A 15,730-nucleotide genomic window follows, 5' to 3' on the forward strand; every position below is an offset into this window, starting at 1 on the left:
GCCCCGCTGGCGCGTCCTTGCCCACATGAACGCCGAAACCGCTTTCCAGACCCACCGCCCGCGCCTGATGGCGCTGGCCTACCGCCTGCTCGGCAGCCGCGCCGACGCCGAAGACGTGGTCCAGGATGCCTGGCTGCGCTGGTCCGGGGCGGACCCGGCCAGCGTCCGCGATCCCGAGGCGTGGCTGGTCACCACCACCACCCGAATCGGCCTGGACCGGCTGCGCGCGGCCAAGCGCGAGCGCGTGCACTACGTCGGCCCGTGGCTGGCCGAACCGCTGGCGGTCACCCTCGAGCCTGACCCGGCGCCCGGTCCGGCCCAGCTGCATGCGCTGGCCGACGACGTCTCGGTCGCCTTCCTGACCCTGCTCGAACAGCTCGGCCCCGAGGAACGCGCCGCCTTCCTGCTGAAGGAGGCCTTCGACCACGACTACCGCGAAATCGCCGAGCTGATCGGCCACAGCGAGGCCAACTGCAGGCAGCTGGTGCACCGTGCCCGGCAGCGCCTGCAGTCTGGGCGGCCACGCTTCAATGCCGATGCCAGCCAGCACCGGCAGCTGCTGGCACGCTTCATGGACGCGTCCCAACGCGGCGACAGCGAGGGAATCCAGGCCCTGCTGCACGCCAATGCGGTACTGGTTTCCGACGGCGGCGGCGTGGTTACCGCGGCGGTCCGCCCGCTGCTCGGTGCCGAGCGCATCGGCCGCCTGTTCTGGGCCATCGCCCGCCGCGGCGCGGCGCATCCGGCACAATTGGGCTACGTCAATGGCGAACCGGCGATCCTGCGTTTCCAGGGCGATCGCCTGCACTCGATCACCACCATCGAAGTGGTCGATGGCCGCATCGCCAACGTGTACAGCGTGTTGAATCCGGAAAAGTTGCCGGACGTTGTCACGCGCGGTGACGGTGCGGCGTCCTTGTAATGAAAGGCGGCCATCGTGGCCGCCGTGGAGCCGAAAATGTCCGACCACGCCTCTCCCCGCGTCCCTTACACCCGCCTGGCCGCCGAAGCCTTCAAGGGCCTGCTGGCCACCAGCAAGGCGGTGCATGACAGCTCGATCGATCCGACGTTGATGGAACTGGTGTTCCTGCGCGTCTCGCAGCTCAACGGCTGCGGCTACTGCATGGACATGCATGCCACCACGCTACGCAAGGGCGGCATCGAGCCGCGCAAGCTGGACACCCTGCCCGCGTGGCACGAAAGCCGCTTCTTCGATGTGCGCGAACGCGCGGCGCTGGGCTGGGCCGAGGCGCTGACCCGCTTGACCGACGGCGCGCCGTCGCAGGCGGCGTTCGATGCACTGGCGCCGCACTTCGATGAGAAGGGCATCAGTGACCTGAGCATGGGCATTGCGGTGATCAATGCCTGGAACCGGTTGGGTGCGGGCCTGCTGCCGCCGCTGCCGTAAAGAGAGGCCAGCCGGGCGGGTCAGGTTCTGCAGCTGTTGGTAGGTGTCGACCTTGGTCGACACTGTAGATCCACGCCATGCGTGGAGACGGTGGGTCGGATCCCTTCGCACTGCGAAGGGCTCTGACCCGATTCGGGCTGATGGGGTCAGGGCCCATTGCGCCGCAAAGGGCTCTGACCCCGGCGCGGCCACACGCCTGCACTGACCCCATCTGCACGCGTCAGGCGCGCACAATACGCGCATGCCTGCTACCTCCACCGCTGGCGCTGCCGCCGCGAAGAAACCCAGCCTGCGCCAGCGCTTCAGGGCGATGCGCAACCTGCCGCCGTTCCTGCGCATGGTCTGGCAGACCAGCCCAGCGCTCACCCTGGCCAGCCTTGGCCTGCGCTTGATACGTGCGCTGCTGCCAGTGGCGATGCTCTTCGTCGGCAAGCTGATCATCGACAGCGCCCTGCACCTGAGCCAGCACGACGCTGGCTTCCCGCCACTGGGCGAAGCACTGTCCAGCGGCGTGCTGAATCCGTTGCTGGGCCTGCTGGCGCTGGAGCTCGGCCTGGCCATTGCATCGGACCTGCTCGGCCGGCTGGTCAGCTATGCCGACGCGCTGCTCTCGGAACTGTTCGCCAACGTCACCAGCATCCGGCTGATGGAACACGCGGCAACGCTGGACCTGGAGGACTTCGAGGACCCGGACCTGCAGGACAAGCTGGACCGTGCGCGACGCCAGACCATGGGCCGGATGAACCTGATGAGCCAGCTGTTCGGCCAGGTACAGGACGCGATCACCGTGGCCAGCCTCGCCGTCGGCCTGCTGGTGTATGCGCCATGGTTGATCCTGCTGCTGGTGCTGGCGCTGGTGCCGGCCTTCATCGGCGAATCGCACTTCAACGCGGCCGGCTACAGCCTCAACTTCCAGTGGACGCCGGAGCGCCGCCAGCTCGACTACCTGCGCCAGCTGGGTGCCAGCGTGGAAACGGCCAAGGAAGTGAAGATCTACAACCTGCATCGCTTCCTGGTGGAACGCTATCGCAGGTTGTCTGCAGCACTCTTCCAGGCCAACCGTGCACTGGCACGGCGGCGTGCGTTCTGGGGCACGCTGCTGGCTGCACTGGGCACGCTGGGCTACTACACAGCGTACGCCTACATCGCATGGCGCACGGTGCGTGGCGACTTCTCGATCGGCGACCTGACCTTCCTCGCCGGCAGCTTCCTGCGCCTGCGCCAGCTGCTGGAAGGCCTCCTGATCGGGTTCTCGCAGGTGGCCAGCCAGGCGCTGTACCTAGATGACCTGTTCTCGTTCTTCCAGATCCAGCCGGAAATCCACTCGCGCGAAGGTGCGGTACGCGTGCCGCAGCCGATACGCGAAGGCTTCGTGTTCGAGAACGTCGGCTTCCGCTACCCGGATGCCGAGCAATGGGCCGTGCGCCACCTCGATTTCCAGCTGCGGGCCGGCGAAGTGCTGGCCCTGGTCGGCGAGAACGGCGCCGGCAAGACCACGCTGGTGAAGCTGCTGGCGCGACTGTACGAACCGGACGAGGGCCGCATCCTGCTCGATGGCCGCGACCTGCGCGACTACGACCTGGACGACCTGCGCGCCAATCTCGGGGTGATCTTCCAGGACTTCGTGCGCTACAACCTCAGCGCCGGCGAGAACATCGGCGTCGGCCAGGTCGAGGCGATGGACGACCAGGCGCGCATCGCCGACGCCGCGCGCCGCGGCATGGCCGAAGAAGTGATCGACGACCTGCCCGCCGGCTACGACCAGCTGATCGGCCGCCGCTTCAAGCAGGGCGTGGACCTGTCCGGTGGTCAATGGCAGAAGATCGCCATCGCCCGTGCATGGATGCGCAACGCGCAGGTGATGATCCTGGATGAGCCAACGGCGGCGCTGGATGCGCGAAGTGAGTTCGAGGTGTTCCAGCGGTTCAGGGAACTGGCGGATAATCGCACCGCAGTGCTGATTTCCCACCGTTTTTCCTCGGTACGCATGGCTGATCGCATCCTGGTGCTGGCCGATGGCCGGATCGAGGCCAGCGGCACCCACGAGCAGCTGATGGCCGAGGGCGGTCGTTATGCCGAGCTGTTCGAGCTGCAGGCGGCGGGTTACCGCTGAGAACGCCTCTCGTTCCGCCTAATGAGAACCTGTCTCATTTGAGATAGAATCACCCCCGACGACTTCCGATAGATACGCCCATGTCCTCCGCTTTTGGCGCCGAAACGGTGCTTGAGGTCCGTCACTGGACCGATGCCTACTTCAGCTTCACCCTCACCCGCGACAGCGGTTTCCGCTTCGAGAACGGCCAGTTCGTGATGATCGGCCTGGAAACCGAGGCGCGGCCGCTGCTGCGTGCGTATTCCATCGCCAGCGCCAACTGGGAAGAGCATCTGGAGTTCTTCAGCATCAAGGTGCAGGACGGCCCGCTGACCTCGCGCCTGCAGCACATCAAGCCGGGTGACAAGGTGCTGGTCGGCAAGAAGCCCACCGGCACCCTGCTGATCAGCGATCTGCACCCCGGCAAGAACCTGTATCTGCTGGGCACCGGCACCGGCATGGCGCCGTGGCTGTCGGTCATCAAGGACCCGGAAACCTACGAACGCTTCGAGAAGGTGATCCTCTGCCACGGCGTCCGCTACGAAAAGGATCTGGCCTACCGCGATTACTTCGAGAAGGAACTGCGTGAGCACGAGTTCCTGGGCGAGATGATCGGCGACAAGCTGCTGTACTACCCGGCCGTCACCCGCGAGCCGTTCGCCAACCAGGGCCGCCTGACCCAGCTGATGGAAAGCGGCGAGATGCAGCGCACGCTCGGCCTGCCGGAATTGAGCCCGGAGAACGACCGCGCGATGATCTGCGGCAGCCCGCAGATGCTGGCCGACCTGCGCAGCGTGCTCGATGCCCGTGGCTTCCAGGTCTCGCCGCGTATTGGCCAGCCGGGCCACTATGTGTTCGAGCGCGCGTTCGTCGAGAAGTAAAGCGCGGGGCCCTGGCCCCGCATTTGTACGCGACCTGTTGCGCACCCTGCGCATTGCAGGCATCGTCCCCCCGCACGGGCCGATGGCCCTCCCGGGGAATACACGGATGATGAACACATCGATCCCGCACTGGATGCGGGCTTGGGCAATTGCCGGCCTGCTGCTGGCAGCGGTTCCGGCGTGGGCTGCGCCGCCTGCACGCGGCGAAACGCCGCCGCAGGCGCTGGGCAACGACCGCAAGGGCAATCCGGTCAATCTGGCCGATCAGCGCGGCAAGGTGGTCATCGTGACCTTCTGGGCCTCCTGGTGCGGGCCCTGCCGCAAGGAACTGCCGATCCTGGCCCATCTACAGCAGGTGATTGGCGAGGACGCCTTGAAGGTCTACGCGGTCAACTGGGGCGAACCGCGGCTGGAGGTCAGCCGGCTGATCCGCCAGCGTGACTGGCCGAAGCTGGAGTACCTGCATGATCCTGGCGGTGCGCTGGCGGAGCAGTTCGGCATCGTCGCCGTACCCCACATGTTCATCGTCGGCCGCGACGGCACCATCGTCCATGCCCATCGCGGCTACAGCGAGGCCAGCCTGCCGCGGATCATGCAACAGGTGATCGAAGCCCTGCCCGAAGAGGTCCGCAACCGCCAGGCAGGCGTACCAGCGCTGGGACACTGAGCGCTGCGCCCAAGGCGACCGGCAGCTGTTACAGCAGCGCTTCGATCGCGCTGCGCAACTGCTCCGGCTTGGTGGTGGGCGCATGGCGCGATACCACCCGCCCCTGGCGGTCGACCAGGAACTTGCTGAAATTCCACTTGATGCGGGCACTGCCCAGCAGGCCGCGCTTCTCGCGTGACAGCCACGCCCACAGCGGCTCGCCCCCCTCGCCATTGACCTCGATCTTCTCCGACAGCGGAAAACTGACCGGATAGTCCAGTGAACAGAACTGGCGGATCTGCGCGGCGTCGCCGGGCTCCTGCGCGCCGAACTGGTTGCACGGGAAGCCGATCACCACCAGACCGCGCTCGCGGTACTCCTGCCACAGCTGTTCCAGCCCGGTGTACTGCGGGGTGAAGCCACAACGACTAGCGACATTGACCAGCAGCAATGGGTGGCCCTTGTAGCGGGCCAGCGGCTGCGGCTGGCCGTCGAGGTCACGGAAGCTGAAATCGTAGGCAGTGGTCATGGCAGCGGGCCGTGGGCGGTGAACGCATGGTACCCGCGCCCGGCCCCGACAACATGCCTTTTGACACAAGTGCCGGCGCGCCGGGCCGGGTTACCCTCGGGCCCTTGTTTGCCTTACCGGAGCTATTACCTTGACCACTCGCCTTGCCCTTGCCGTGGCCATGACCCTCGGCCTTGCCCTGCCCGCCTACGCTGCCAGCGCCGCCACCGCGGCCGCCGCCAGCAGCGCCCAGCAAGCCAACCCGTTCTTCGCCGACAGCCCGCTGCCACTGCACTTCCCTCAGTTCGACAAGATCAAGGACAGCGATTTCGCTCCGGCTTTCGACGCCGGCATGGCGCAGCAGCTGAAGGAAGTGGAGGCCATTGCCAACACCAAGGCCAAGCCGACCTTCGAAAACACCATCATCGCCCTGGAAAAGAGCGGTGACACCCTGGATCGCGCGACCACCGTGTTCTTCAGCCTGGTCGGCGCCGACACCAACGACACCCGAAAGAAGCTGCAGGCCGATTACTCGGCGAAGTTCGCCGCGCACAGCGATGCGATCGCGCTGAACGGCAAGCTGTTCGCCCGCATCCAGGCGCTGTACGACACCCGCAGCCAGCTGGGCCTGGACGCCGAAGGCGTGCGCCTGGTCGAGAAGTACTACGACAACTACGTACGCGCCGGCGCCAAGCTGTCCGAGGCCGACAAGGCCACGCTGAAGGCCATGAATGCCGAGCTGGCCAACCTGGGCACCAAGTTCAGCCAGAACGTGCAGTCGGAAGTGAACGCCTCGGCGATCACCGTCGATGACGTCAAGGAGCTGGACGGCCTGTCCAAGGAGCAGATCGCCGCTGCCGCCGAAGCCGCCAAGGCCCGTGGCCTGGACGGCAAGTACGTGATCACCCTGCTCAACACCACTGGCCAGCCGCCGCTGACCAACCTGGCCAACCGTGCCCTGCGCCAGAAGATCTACGAAGCCTCGACCACCCGCGGCAGCCGCGGCGGTGAGTTCGACAACACCGCACTGGTCTCGCGCATCATGCAGCTGCGTGCCGACAAGGCCAAGCTGATGGGCTTCCCGAACTTCGCCGCCTACAACCTGACCAACCAGACCGCCAAGACCCCCGAAGCGGTCAACGCGATGCTGGGCAAGCTGGCTCCGGCCGCAGTGGCCAATGCCAAGCGCGAAGCCGCCGACCTGCAGGCGATGATCGACAAGGAACAGAAGGCCGCCGGCAAGAAGACCTTCGCCCTTGAGCCGTGGGACTGGGCGTTCTACAGCGAGAAGGTGCGCCAGGCCAAGTACAACTTCGACGAATCGCAGCTGAAGCCGTACTTCGAGATGAAGAACGTGCTGGAGAACGGCGTGTTCTACGCGGCGGGCCAGGAATTCGGCCTGACCTTCAAGCAGCGCACCGACCTGCCGGTCTACCACGACGACGTCACCGTCTATGACGTGTTCGATGCCGACGGCAGCCAGCTGGCGATCTTCATCTTCGACCCGTACGCCCGCGCGTCCAAGCGTGGCGGTGCGTGGATGAATTCCTACGTCTCGCAGTCCAAGCTGACCGGCTTCAAGCCGGTGGTGGCCAACCACCTCAACATCCCCAAGCCGCCGGCCGGCCAGCCGACGCTGCTGACCTGGGATGAGGTGAACACCACCTTCCACGAATTCGGCCATGCCCTGCACGGCATGTTCTCCAACGTGAAGTACCCGTACTTCTCGGGCACCTCGGTGCCGCGTGACTTCGTCGAGTTCCCCTCGCAGGTCAACGAAATGTGGTCGGACAACCCGGCCATCCTGAAGAACTACGCCAAGCACTACCAGAACGGTTCGGCGATGCCGCAGGCGCTGCTGGACAAGGTGCTGGCCGCTGCCAAGTTCAACCAGGGCTTTGCCACCACCGAGTACCTGGGTGCGGCCATGCTCGACCAGCGCTGGCACCAGATCGGTCCGGACCAGGTGCCGGCCGCCAAGGACGTGATGGCCTTCGAGCGCGCCGCGCTGGAGAAGGACGGCATCTACTATGCGCCGGTCCCGCCGCGCTACAAGACCCCGTACTTCAGCCACATCATGGGCGGCTACTCGGCTGGCTACTACGCCTACATCTGGTCGGAAGTACTCGACGCCAACACCCAGAAGTGGTTCAAGGACAACGGCGGCCTGAGCCGCAAGAACGGCGACCACTTCCGCGCCACCCTGTTGTCCAAGGGCGGCAGCGTGGATGCGATGCAGCTGTTCCGCGATTTCGCCGGCCACGAGCCGCAGATCGAACCGCTGCTGGAAAAGCGTGGCCTGACCGGCGCCGGCAACTGATCGCCAGTGCGGTAGTGTGAAATGAGAACCGCCCGGGAAACCGGGCGGTTTTTTGTTGGGTCATCCACGCAGGGCGTGAATCTACCGCCCGTTCTCGTCAGCCCAATAGATCCACGCCGTGCGTGGATGCTCTCTGGTCACCGCCGAAACAGCCGCTCCCACCATCGTTTCTGTTGAGCTGCGGGAGCAGTATCAACCGCCAGCGGATCCGAAGCTCCCGCCATGAACTCCGCCAGCTGGGCCGAGGCGGCCTCCGCATACAGCAACGCACCATCCGGCGCGCAGTTCATCAGATTGCTCAAGCTGGTCGATGCATTGAGATCCATAGGGTTCGGCTCGACCACCTCGCTGGCCTCCAGCAATCCGCATCCGCTGGCGATCGCGTCATCGACGGCACGCCAGAAAACGACCAGGCGACCATCGGAGAACAGCTCCTCCAGACGCGCAGCCAGCGCGCTGTCCACTGCATGATCTGCGCGCAATTGCTTCAGCCGGGCATGCGTGATGAACACGCCACCACCATAGTTTTCACGCAGATGGTTGCGGGCGGCAGCGTCCGCCCACTGCAACGGCACCAGTTGCCGCCAGTCCGCGAAATAGCGGGCAACCACCGGATCGTCGATGAAAAACGAAAGGGCGCTCCCGCGAAGATAGTGATACCGGCGCAGGTGACCGGCCACGATCGCCAGGTACAAAGCGTGCCCCTTCTCGAAAGGCACTTCTGCGCTGATCGAGCGAGCCTCCTCGATGCATTCCTGCAGTTGCTCCATGTAGAACGGCTCGATCCGGAACTGATGCTGCAACGCATTGACCAGAGTCGCGTCCTCCAGCGCACTGAAATAGATGTCACGGATCTCCGAATCCGCGATTGGATGGTAGGTGATGTCCCAACCCATGCTGCAACGCCCTCAGGAATGCGGTAGTGCCACCGACCCGGCAGATTAGCGTCGACGACACTCATGCGGGAAGCAGAACGCGCAGCACTTGTAGTTGACGTCAATGAACGTCGTTTCCGGCCTGACCTCCCCCTCCCTCGGCGCAACCTTACCGCGGCGCCACGTACCCACCCGGCACGCCTTCCGGCGACAGCACCAGCTGCCACAACTGCGCGTGCCGGCAACGGAAGGTCGCCATCGAGCCGGCCAGGTAGAAACGCCACATGCGACGCAAATGCTCGTCGTAACGTTCATCCAGCCGTGGCCATGCTGCTTCCACGTTGCGCCGCCACGCCTGCAGGGTCAGATCGTAGTCGGTGCCGAAGTTATGCCAGTCCTCCAGCACGAAGCGGCCCTCGAACGCCTTGGTGACCTGCACTGCCGACGGCAGCATCGAATTGGGGAAGATGTAGCGTGCGATCCACGGATCTGTGCGATGCCGCGAGATGTTGGTGCCGATGCTGTGCAACAACAGCAGGCCGCGCGGCGACAGGCAGCGCTTGGCCACCTCGAAGAAACTGCCGTAGTTCTTGTCACCAACGTGCTCGAACATGCCGATCGAGAAAATCGCATCGAACGGCTCGTCCAGTTCACGGTAATCCTGCAGGCGGATCTCGATCGGCAGGCCGGCGCACAGTTCGCGCGCGAACTCGGCCTGTTCCTGCGAGATGGTCACACCCACTCCGCTGACGCCGTAGCGCTCGGCGGCAAACTTCAGCGCTTCACCCCAGCCGCAACCGATATCCAGCACGCGCTGGCCCGGGCGCAGGCCCAGTTTGCGGCAGACCAGGTCGAGCTTGGCTTCCTGCGCGGCGTCGAGATCATCGGCGTTGCGCCAGTAGCCGCAGCTGTAGACCAGGCGGCGCCCAAGCATGGCCTGGTAGAGATCGTTGCCGAGATCGTAGTGGCGGCGCCCGACTTCATAGCTGCCCTGCCCGACCTGGAGATTGAACAGGCGCGCCTTCAGCGCATCGGCCACTTCGCGCCAGCCGTGCACCCACTCATCCAGGTGCGCCTGCATCAGGTGGACGAGGAATTCATCCAGGACGTTGGCATCCCACCAACCGTCCATGTAGCTCTCGCCGAGACCAAGCGAGCCGTGCGCCATGACCCGCGCGAAGAAGCGCGGGTCATGCACCTGGATGTCCTGTGGCTGGGTACCGCCGATGCGGACCCCGGCTTCCTGCAGCAGGCCGGAAACCCGCTCCTGCGACCCTGTATCCACGCCACCTCCTCGACTGCGGTCAACCGCGTGCGAACAGCTCCACGTAGTCCTTGGCCACGTGCGGCAACAGCACCGCCGCCGGTACATCGGCGGTCTGGGTGCCATCTGAGTATGGACCCACCTGGTACGGCGGGAAAACAAAGCGCAGCGCGGTGATCTGCCCCTTGTCGTCGGTGAGCGGCTGGAACTGGCTGAAGTTGTCGGCCTGCGGGCCGGTGCCGTCGGCAATCATGCGCGATGCGTTGCGCAGTGATTCCTGCAGCTGGGCCGGGTCCATGTCCTCACCACTGAGGCGGGTCGCCACGCGTTCGCGCAACTGGTCGGCGACGAAGTCACTGATCGCTTTCCAGCCCTTGGCATCGGCCACCAGCTTTTCGGCGCTGAGCATCTGCTGATGCTGCGGCAGCCACACGAAGCGCGCCACCAGCGGCTCGCCGTGGGCGCCACCGGTATAGCGGCTGCCATCGGCGCTGACCACCACCAGCTGCGGGGTTTCCAGCAGCTTCTCGAAGCTCAGCGACAGCTCGTAGGGCATGGTCGGCTTGTCATTGCCCAGCCCGTCCAGCGCCTGCTGCAGATCACTGCGTGCACTGGTGGCGTAGCCCTGCAGCGCGCGCGCCAGGCCCGGGTAACGGTCGATGCCGGCCGGATAGCTGATGCCCACCACTTCGCGCTCGTTGTTCTCGATCACATCGCGCAGGTCCAGCGGCGCTTCCGCAGCCGGCGTTTCACCTGCCGCAGCGGCCTCGGCGGCAGGCGCCGCGTCGGTCGCCGCTGACGGCTCGCTTTCACGCTGGCAACCGGCCAGCAACAGCACGCCCACCACGCCGGCCAGCACGCTGCCGTGCAGTGGCCGGTTGTTTCCAATCTTCATCGGGATCCCCTGTTCATGTTTGTACATCATCGCCTGCCATGGCTGAAGCGTGACCCGCTGGCGTTCAGCCAACGAGCAGGTCGTGATACTCCTCGTGCCGCTGCAGGAAGGCCTCGGCGTACGAACACGCCGGCACCACCTTGTACTTCTGTTCGCGGGCGAAACGCAGCGCGACGCGGGTCAATTCACCGGCAATGCCACGGCCAGCGATCGGCTCGGGCACTTCGGTGTGGGTGATGACCATGCGCCTGCGCTTGATCTGGTAGTCGAGCACCGCCAGCTGTCCTCGCACGCGGGCGGTGAAGCGGTGGCTGGCCAGATCATGTTCGACCTCGTAGGCCAGACCGGGGGGCGTGACCGAAGCCATGGAGCTGTCTCCTGCGACGACTGCGTGGATGGTGCGCAGCCGGGCGCCATGATCGCGTGAAGCCTGAACAGGGGCAAGTCCGATCCATTCACGTCAGTTCCCGACCCTCAAGCTGGAGGGTGGGCGGCCGCTATCGCCTGTGGAGGGGTACGGCCAGGCTGGCACGACCCTTGCGACCGTTGACCATGCGCACCACCGCGGAGGCTCCCATGCACCCCAGCGATTCCCATTCCGATACCGACCGTGCCCTGCTGGAGGGCCTGCTGCAACTGGCGGTGGAAGGGCAGACCGAAGACCAGGATTTCCAGCGCATCGGCGAGGAGGTATTCGCCCGCCTGCAGGACACCTACGGTCAACAGACCCGCGCCTGACCAGGAGCGGGGGCCAACCCCGGGGTCGGATCCAGCGGATCCGACCCCGGCCAACTTCAACCGCCGCCGAGGCGGAAGGTCGGGTTGGAGAGTTCGCGCAGGAAGTGGTTGAAGATGCTCGGCTGCATGGCCAGCATGAAGATCACGCCGAATGCCGCGCCGGCCAGGTGCGCACTGTGGTTGATGCGGTCACCGCCACGCTTGTCCATCCAGATGCTGTAGCCGACGTAGAACGCGGCATACACGATGGCCGGTGCCGGGATGAAGAACACCAGGATGATCGACCACGGCTTGATCAGGATGAAGGCGAACAGCACCGCCGACACCGCACCCGACGCACCCAGGCTCAGGTAGTTCGGGTTCTTCTGGTTCTTCAGGTAGCTGGGCAGGATCGAGACCACCAGCGCACCGATGTAGAACGCCGGGTAGGTCAGGTAGCTGCCGGTCAGCTGCACCATCACGCTCTCGATGAATCCCCCGAAGAAGAACAGGGTGATCATGTTGAAGATCAGGTGCGACCAGTCGGCATGGATGAAGCCATAGGTCACCAGGCGGTCGTACTGGCGGTGGCGGTCCACTGCCGGCGGCCACAGGATCAGGCGGTCGGCCAGCTTGCGGTTGTTGAAGGCCATCCACGACAGGATGGCGGTGACGGCGATCAACAGCAGATTGACGGGGGTCATGTCAGGCTCAGGCGCTACGGTAGTTGTCGACCATACGATAGCGTTTTGCATACCAACCGAAAGCCAACGCCGCGATGAAAGCGAAACCGGCGAAGAAGAACATCAGGAACGCCGCCTCGCTCAGCCCTGTCCCTGCGATCTGGTGGGTCACCGTGTCGTTGCGCACCGCGGCGTTGGACAGCAGTACCCACAGGTTGCCGATGGTGGTGGTCAGGTTCCAGAAACTCATCACCACGCCCTTCATCGCCTGCGGCGCCTGGCTGTAGGCAAATTCCAGGCCGGTCGCCGAGACCAGCACTTCACCGAAGGTCAGCAGCGCATACGGCAGCATCTGCCAGAAGATCGACATCGCATTGCCGCCATCCATCACCACCTGGATACCACCCACCACGATCCAGGCCAGGCCGCTGAAGGCGATACCGGCGGTCATGCGGCGCAGCGCGGTCGGTTCGAAACCGAAGCGACGCAGGGCCGGGTACAGCACCAGGTTGTTGAACGGAATCAGGATCATCACCAGCAGCGGGTTCAGCGCCTGCATCTGCGAGGCGGTGAACCAGCTCGGCATCTGCATCTGCTGGCCCTGCAGGACCCAGGTCGAGGCCTTCTGGTCGAACAGCGAGAAGAACGGCGTGGTCAGCGCGAAGATCACCAGCACGCGCAGTACCGAACGCACACCTTCCACGGCTTCGGCCGGATGCTGGCCGCGGGCGCGGTCCAGCTGCAGCCAGGTGCCGCCACCGATGCCAGCGAGGATGGCGACCAGCGCCAGGCACAGGCAGATCACGATGCCGAGCGAACCGACCAGGCCGAACGAGGCTGCCGCCAGTACCAGGCCGAGCACGGCGATCACCAGGCCCGGGCGGCCCTGGCCGGCGACGCGCGCGGTCAGGGCGGTGCGCACCACGTTGGCGAACGAATGCGGGTCCTTCGGCGGCAGCGGCACCAGCACGTAGCGCTTGCGGCCCAGCCAGAACACGAAGGTGGCGATGAACATCAGGATGCCCGGGATGCCGAACGCCCACTGCGGGCCCCAGTTCTTCAGCACCAGCGGGATAAGCAGCGAGGCAAACAGCGAGCCGAAGTTGATGATCCAGTAGAAGGCGTCGAAAACGATCTTGGCCAGGTGCTTGTTGCTCTGGTCGAACTGGTCGCCCATGAACGAGGCCACCAGCGGCTTGATGCCGCCGGCACCGAGCGCGATCAGGCCCAGGCCGAGGAAGAAGCCTTCGCGGCTGTTCTCGAACAACGCCAGGCACAGGTGACCGGCGCAGTAGACCAGGCTGAACCAGAGGATGGTGTGGTACTTGCCGAAGAACTTGTCAGCCAGCCAGCCACCAAGCAGCGGGAAGAAATACACGCCGATCATGAAGCTGTGCATGATGTCCTTGGCTTCACCGGCACGGCCTTCCGCAGTGATTTCCTGCAGCAGCAGCGAGGTGATCAGGAACTGCACCAGGATGTTGCGCATCCCGTAGAAACTGAACCGCTCGCAGGCCTCATTGCCGATGATGTACGGGATCTGGCGCGGCATCTTTCCCTGGCCGGCGATGGGGGCAACTGCGTCGTGGCTCATCCTGTAAGGCATTCCTGCAAAGCGAAAGGCGCAAGATTACCGGAACCCGGGCTGGCGAAGCACGCTGCAGGGCTGCATGACAACGGTGCCAATCCGTGGCAGACACGCCATGCCCTGCCGGAAGTCACGGAACCTGCACGACAAAAGCGTAAACTTATCGTTATGCGCCCCCCCGCCCTCGCCCGCCTCCTGCTCGCTTGCCTTGCGCTGCTGCTGGCGTGGCAGGCCCAGGCGCGACCACAGGCGCCGGCTGCCGCCACCGGCGAGAGCGGGCCACGGCAGTTGACCGTAGCCGCGCTGGAACTGCCCAGCCGCGACGATGCACAGTGGAAGCTGCGACGTGAGCAGGTCGCCCAGCTGTTGACCGAGCTGCAGCCTGACGTGATTTCGGTGCAGCAGGTCCTGCAGCAGCAGGGCCGGAACCCGGCCTGCTGGCTGGCCAGCCGGCTGCGCTACAGCTGCGACTTCGTCACCGCCGATCCGCCCAGCCAGCCGCTGCGGCATGGCAACGCGATGCTGACCCGGCTGCCGGTCAGCGAGGACGGCGTGACCCTGCTGCACCCGCCCGGCACGTTCAGCGCGGCCGGCATGATGCGGCTGAAGCTGGGCGCGTCGCTGCTCAACGTCTACGTGGCGCGCCTGCGTCCGGACCCGGACGAGGCCATCGCCCGCCAGCACCAGACCAGCGACCTGATGACCTGGATCAGCGCCACCGCCGAGGGCATGCCTAGCCTGATCGCTGGCGACTTCTCGGCCAGCACGGTGGAACTGGTACGCAGCACGCCGGGCTTCCAGCCGGCCCGGCGCAATCCCGGCGCACCGGCGGCCAGTGGCGGCGGAGCAAGTGGCCATGGCCTGGACGTGCTGTTCCAGGTCAAGCACTTCGGCGGCATCCGCCAGCAGCCGATCCTGTTGCCGGCCGACGGCGACCTGCCCGGCCTGCGCCTGGGCGTGATGGCGACCCTGCGCCTGCAGGGGGATACGGCCACGGTCGAATAGCCCCGCTCATCCCCGCGGCACGCCTCACCCCGGTAGGTGACGGCCTTGGTCGGCACATTCCCACCGCGCGCGCACATGTTTCCGTGCCGACCAAGGTCGGCACCTACCGGAATCAGCCCCATTCCCAGGACTGACAGACAAAAAAAGGCCGGGGTCTCCCCCGGCCTTTTCCGCTCATCCAGTCACTGCGATCAGGCGATCGCTTCCTGGTAACGGCGCTCGACTTCGTTCCAGTCGATGACGTTGAAGAACGCGCCGATGTATTCCGGACGACGGTTCTGGTACTTCAGGTAGTACGCGTGTTCCCACACGTCCAGGCCGAGGATGGGGGTGTTGCCTTCCATCAGCGGGCTGTCCTGGTTGCCGGTGCTCTCGACCACGACCTTCTTGTCCGGAGTCACGCTCAGCCATGCCCAGCCGCTGCCGAAACGGGTCAGCGCCGCCTTGGTGAAGGCGTCCTTGAACTTGTCGAAGCCGCCCAGGTCCTTGTCGATGGCCTTGGCCACGTCGCCCACCGGGTTGCCGCCAGCATTCGGAGCCATCACGGTCCAGAACAGCGAGTGGTTGGCATGGCCGCCACCGTTGTTGCGCACCGGACCCTGCAGGTTCTCCGGCAGCGACTTGAGCTTCTTCACCAGTTCTTCGACCGGCAGGTCAGCGTATTCGGTGCCTTCCAGCGCCGCGTTGACGTTGTTGATGTAGGTCTGGTGATGCTTGGTGTGATGGATTTCCATCGTCGCCGCATCGATATGCGGTTCCAGCGCGTCGTAGGCGTAGGACAGCTTGGGCAGGGTGTAGGCCATGATGCATCTCCTGATTGCGAGGGCACCCGACGGTGTCGGGCGTTG

16 protein-coding genes are annotated in these 15,730 nt (G+C 65.3%); 8 read left to right on the forward strand and 8 right to left on the reverse strand.

Annotated elements, in window-relative coordinates; genetic code table 11:
• Positions 1 to 25 precede the first annotated feature (25 nt).
• The 5 genes from AC07M7_RS05850 to AC07M7_RS05870 all read left to right on the forward strand — a co-directional run bounded on the left by AC07M7_RS05850 (position 26) and on the right by AC07M7_RS05870 (position 5,048).
• A complete protein-coding gene (locus AC07M7_RS05850) occupies positions 26 to 922 on the forward strand; it encodes an RNA polymerase sigma-70 factor (protein WP_495206941.1) in 897 nt (298 codons plus the stop codon).
• A 36-nt stretch (positions 923 to 958) separates the two neighbouring features.
• A complete protein-coding gene (locus AC07M7_RS05855) occupies positions 959 to 1,408 on the forward strand; it encodes a carboxymuconolactone decarboxylase family protein (protein ID WP_046984350.1) in 450 nt (149 codons plus the stop codon).
• Between the two features lie 241 nt (positions 1,409 to 1,649).
• Positions 1,650 to 3,521 (forward strand): ABC transporter ATP-binding protein, encoded by a 1,872-nt coding sequence (locus tag AC07M7_RS05860; protein ID WP_253078169.1) that lies wholly within the window; start codon positions 1,650 to 1,652, stop codon positions 3,519 to 3,521.
• An 80-nt stretch (positions 3,522 to 3,601) separates the two neighbouring features.
• Positions 3,602 to 4,381, forward strand: a complete 780-nt coding sequence (locus AC07M7_RS05865) for a ferredoxin--NADP reductase (RefSeq protein WP_046984352.1) — start codon at positions 3,602 to 3,604, stop codon at positions 4,379 to 4,381.
• A gap of 109 nt (positions 4,382 to 4,490) precedes the next feature.
• The gene (locus tag AC07M7_RS05870) at positions 4,491 to 5,048 is read left to right on the forward strand and encodes a TlpA disulfide reductase family protein (RefSeq protein WP_248298499.1); all 558 of its coding nucleotides are present in this window, start codon (positions 4,491 to 4,493) and stop codon (positions 5,046 to 5,048) included.
• A gap of 28 nt (positions 5,049 to 5,076) precedes the next feature.
• Here AC07M7_RS05870 and AC07M7_RS05875 read toward each other — a convergent pair whose 3' ends face one another.
• Positions 5,077 to 5,556 carry a glutathione peroxidase gene (locus AC07M7_RS05875; RefSeq protein ID WP_495206942.1) on the reverse strand — a complete coding sequence of 160 codons (480 nt, stop codon included), beginning with the start codon at positions 5,554 to 5,556 and terminating at the stop codon, positions 5,077 to 5,079.
• A gap of 130 nt (positions 5,557 to 5,686) precedes the next feature.
• On the opposite strand from AC07M7_RS05875, the gene AC07M7_RS05880 reads away from it, so the two are divergent.
• Positions 5,687 to 7,855, forward strand: coding sequence for a M3 family metallopeptidase (locus tag AC07M7_RS05880; protein WP_046984354.1), 2,169 nt, complete (start codon positions 5,687 to 5,689; stop codon positions 7,853 to 7,855).
• A gap of 137 nt (positions 7,856 to 7,992) precedes the next feature.
• Here AC07M7_RS05880 and AC07M7_RS05885 read toward each other — a convergent pair whose 3' ends face one another.
• The 4 genes from AC07M7_RS05885 to AC07M7_RS05900 form a co-directional block, all read right to left on the reverse strand.
• Positions 7,993 to 8,751 (reverse strand): hypothetical protein, encoded by a 759-nt coding sequence (locus tag AC07M7_RS05885; protein ID WP_363732653.1) that lies wholly within the window; start codon positions 8,749 to 8,751, stop codon positions 7,993 to 7,995.
• A gap of 148 nt (positions 8,752 to 8,899) precedes the next feature.
• Complete coding sequence (gene cfa, locus AC07M7_RS05890; protein WP_495206943.1) at positions 8,900 to 10,015, reverse strand: cyclopropane fatty acyl phospholipid synthase; 1,116 nt, start codon at positions 10,013 to 10,015, stop codon at positions 8,900 to 8,902.
• 19 nt (positions 10,016 to 10,034) lie between these two features.
• Positions 10,035 to 10,916, reverse strand: a complete 882-nt coding sequence (locus AC07M7_RS05895) for a DUF3298 and DUF4163 domain-containing protein (RefSeq protein WP_136639510.1) — start codon at positions 10,914 to 10,916, stop codon at positions 10,035 to 10,037.
• Positions 10,917 to 10,953: 37 nt separating this feature from the next.
• The gene (locus tag AC07M7_RS05900) at positions 10,954 to 11,256 is read right to left on the reverse strand and encodes a GNAT family N-acetyltransferase (protein WP_006377679.1); all 303 of its coding nucleotides are present in this window, start codon (positions 11,254 to 11,256) and stop codon (positions 10,954 to 10,956) included.
• A 209-nt stretch (positions 11,257 to 11,465) separates the two neighbouring features.
• Between AC07M7_RS05900 and AC07M7_RS05905 the strand changes: the two genes are divergently transcribed.
• On the forward strand, positions 11,466 to 11,627 hold the full coding sequence (locus AC07M7_RS05905) for a hypothetical protein (protein WP_199153668.1): 162 nt from the start codon (positions 11,466 to 11,468) through the stop codon (positions 11,625 to 11,627).
• Between the two features lie 56 nt (positions 11,628 to 11,683).
• On the opposite strand, the gene AC07M7_RS05910 is transcribed toward AC07M7_RS05905, so the two are convergent.
• The gene (locus tag AC07M7_RS05910; RefSeq protein WP_006377680.1) at positions 11,684 to 12,310 is read right to left on the reverse strand and encodes a rhomboid family intramembrane serine protease; all 627 of its coding nucleotides are present in this window, start codon (positions 12,308 to 12,310) and stop codon (positions 11,684 to 11,686) included.
• A 7-nt stretch (positions 12,311 to 12,317) separates the two neighbouring features.
• The gene (locus AC07M7_RS05915) at positions 12,318 to 13,883 is read right to left on the reverse strand and encodes a POT-type proton-dependent oligopeptide transporter (protein ID WP_012511603.1); all 1,566 of its coding nucleotides are present in this window, start codon (positions 13,881 to 13,883) and stop codon (positions 12,318 to 12,320) included.
• 162 nt (positions 13,884 to 14,045) lie between these two features.
• Between AC07M7_RS05915 and AC07M7_RS05920 the strand changes: the two genes are divergently transcribed.
• On the forward strand, positions 14,046 to 14,882 hold the full coding sequence (locus AC07M7_RS05920) for an endonuclease/exonuclease/phosphatase family protein (protein WP_478473707.1): 837 nt from the start codon (positions 14,046 to 14,048) through the stop codon (positions 14,880 to 14,882).
• 191 nt (positions 14,883 to 15,073) lie between these two features.
• Here the strand turns inward: AC07M7_RS05920 and AC07M7_RS05925 are convergent, their stop codons facing one another.
• The gene (locus tag AC07M7_RS05925) at positions 15,074 to 15,685 is read right to left on the reverse strand and encodes a superoxide dismutase (RefSeq protein WP_005410310.1); all 612 of its coding nucleotides are present in this window, start codon (positions 15,683 to 15,685) and stop codon (positions 15,074 to 15,076) included.
• Between the last annotated feature and the right edge of the window lie 45 nt (positions 15,686 to 15,730).

It is taken from the genome of Stenotrophomonas sp. GW821-FHT09E08 (genome assembly GCF_059416125.1).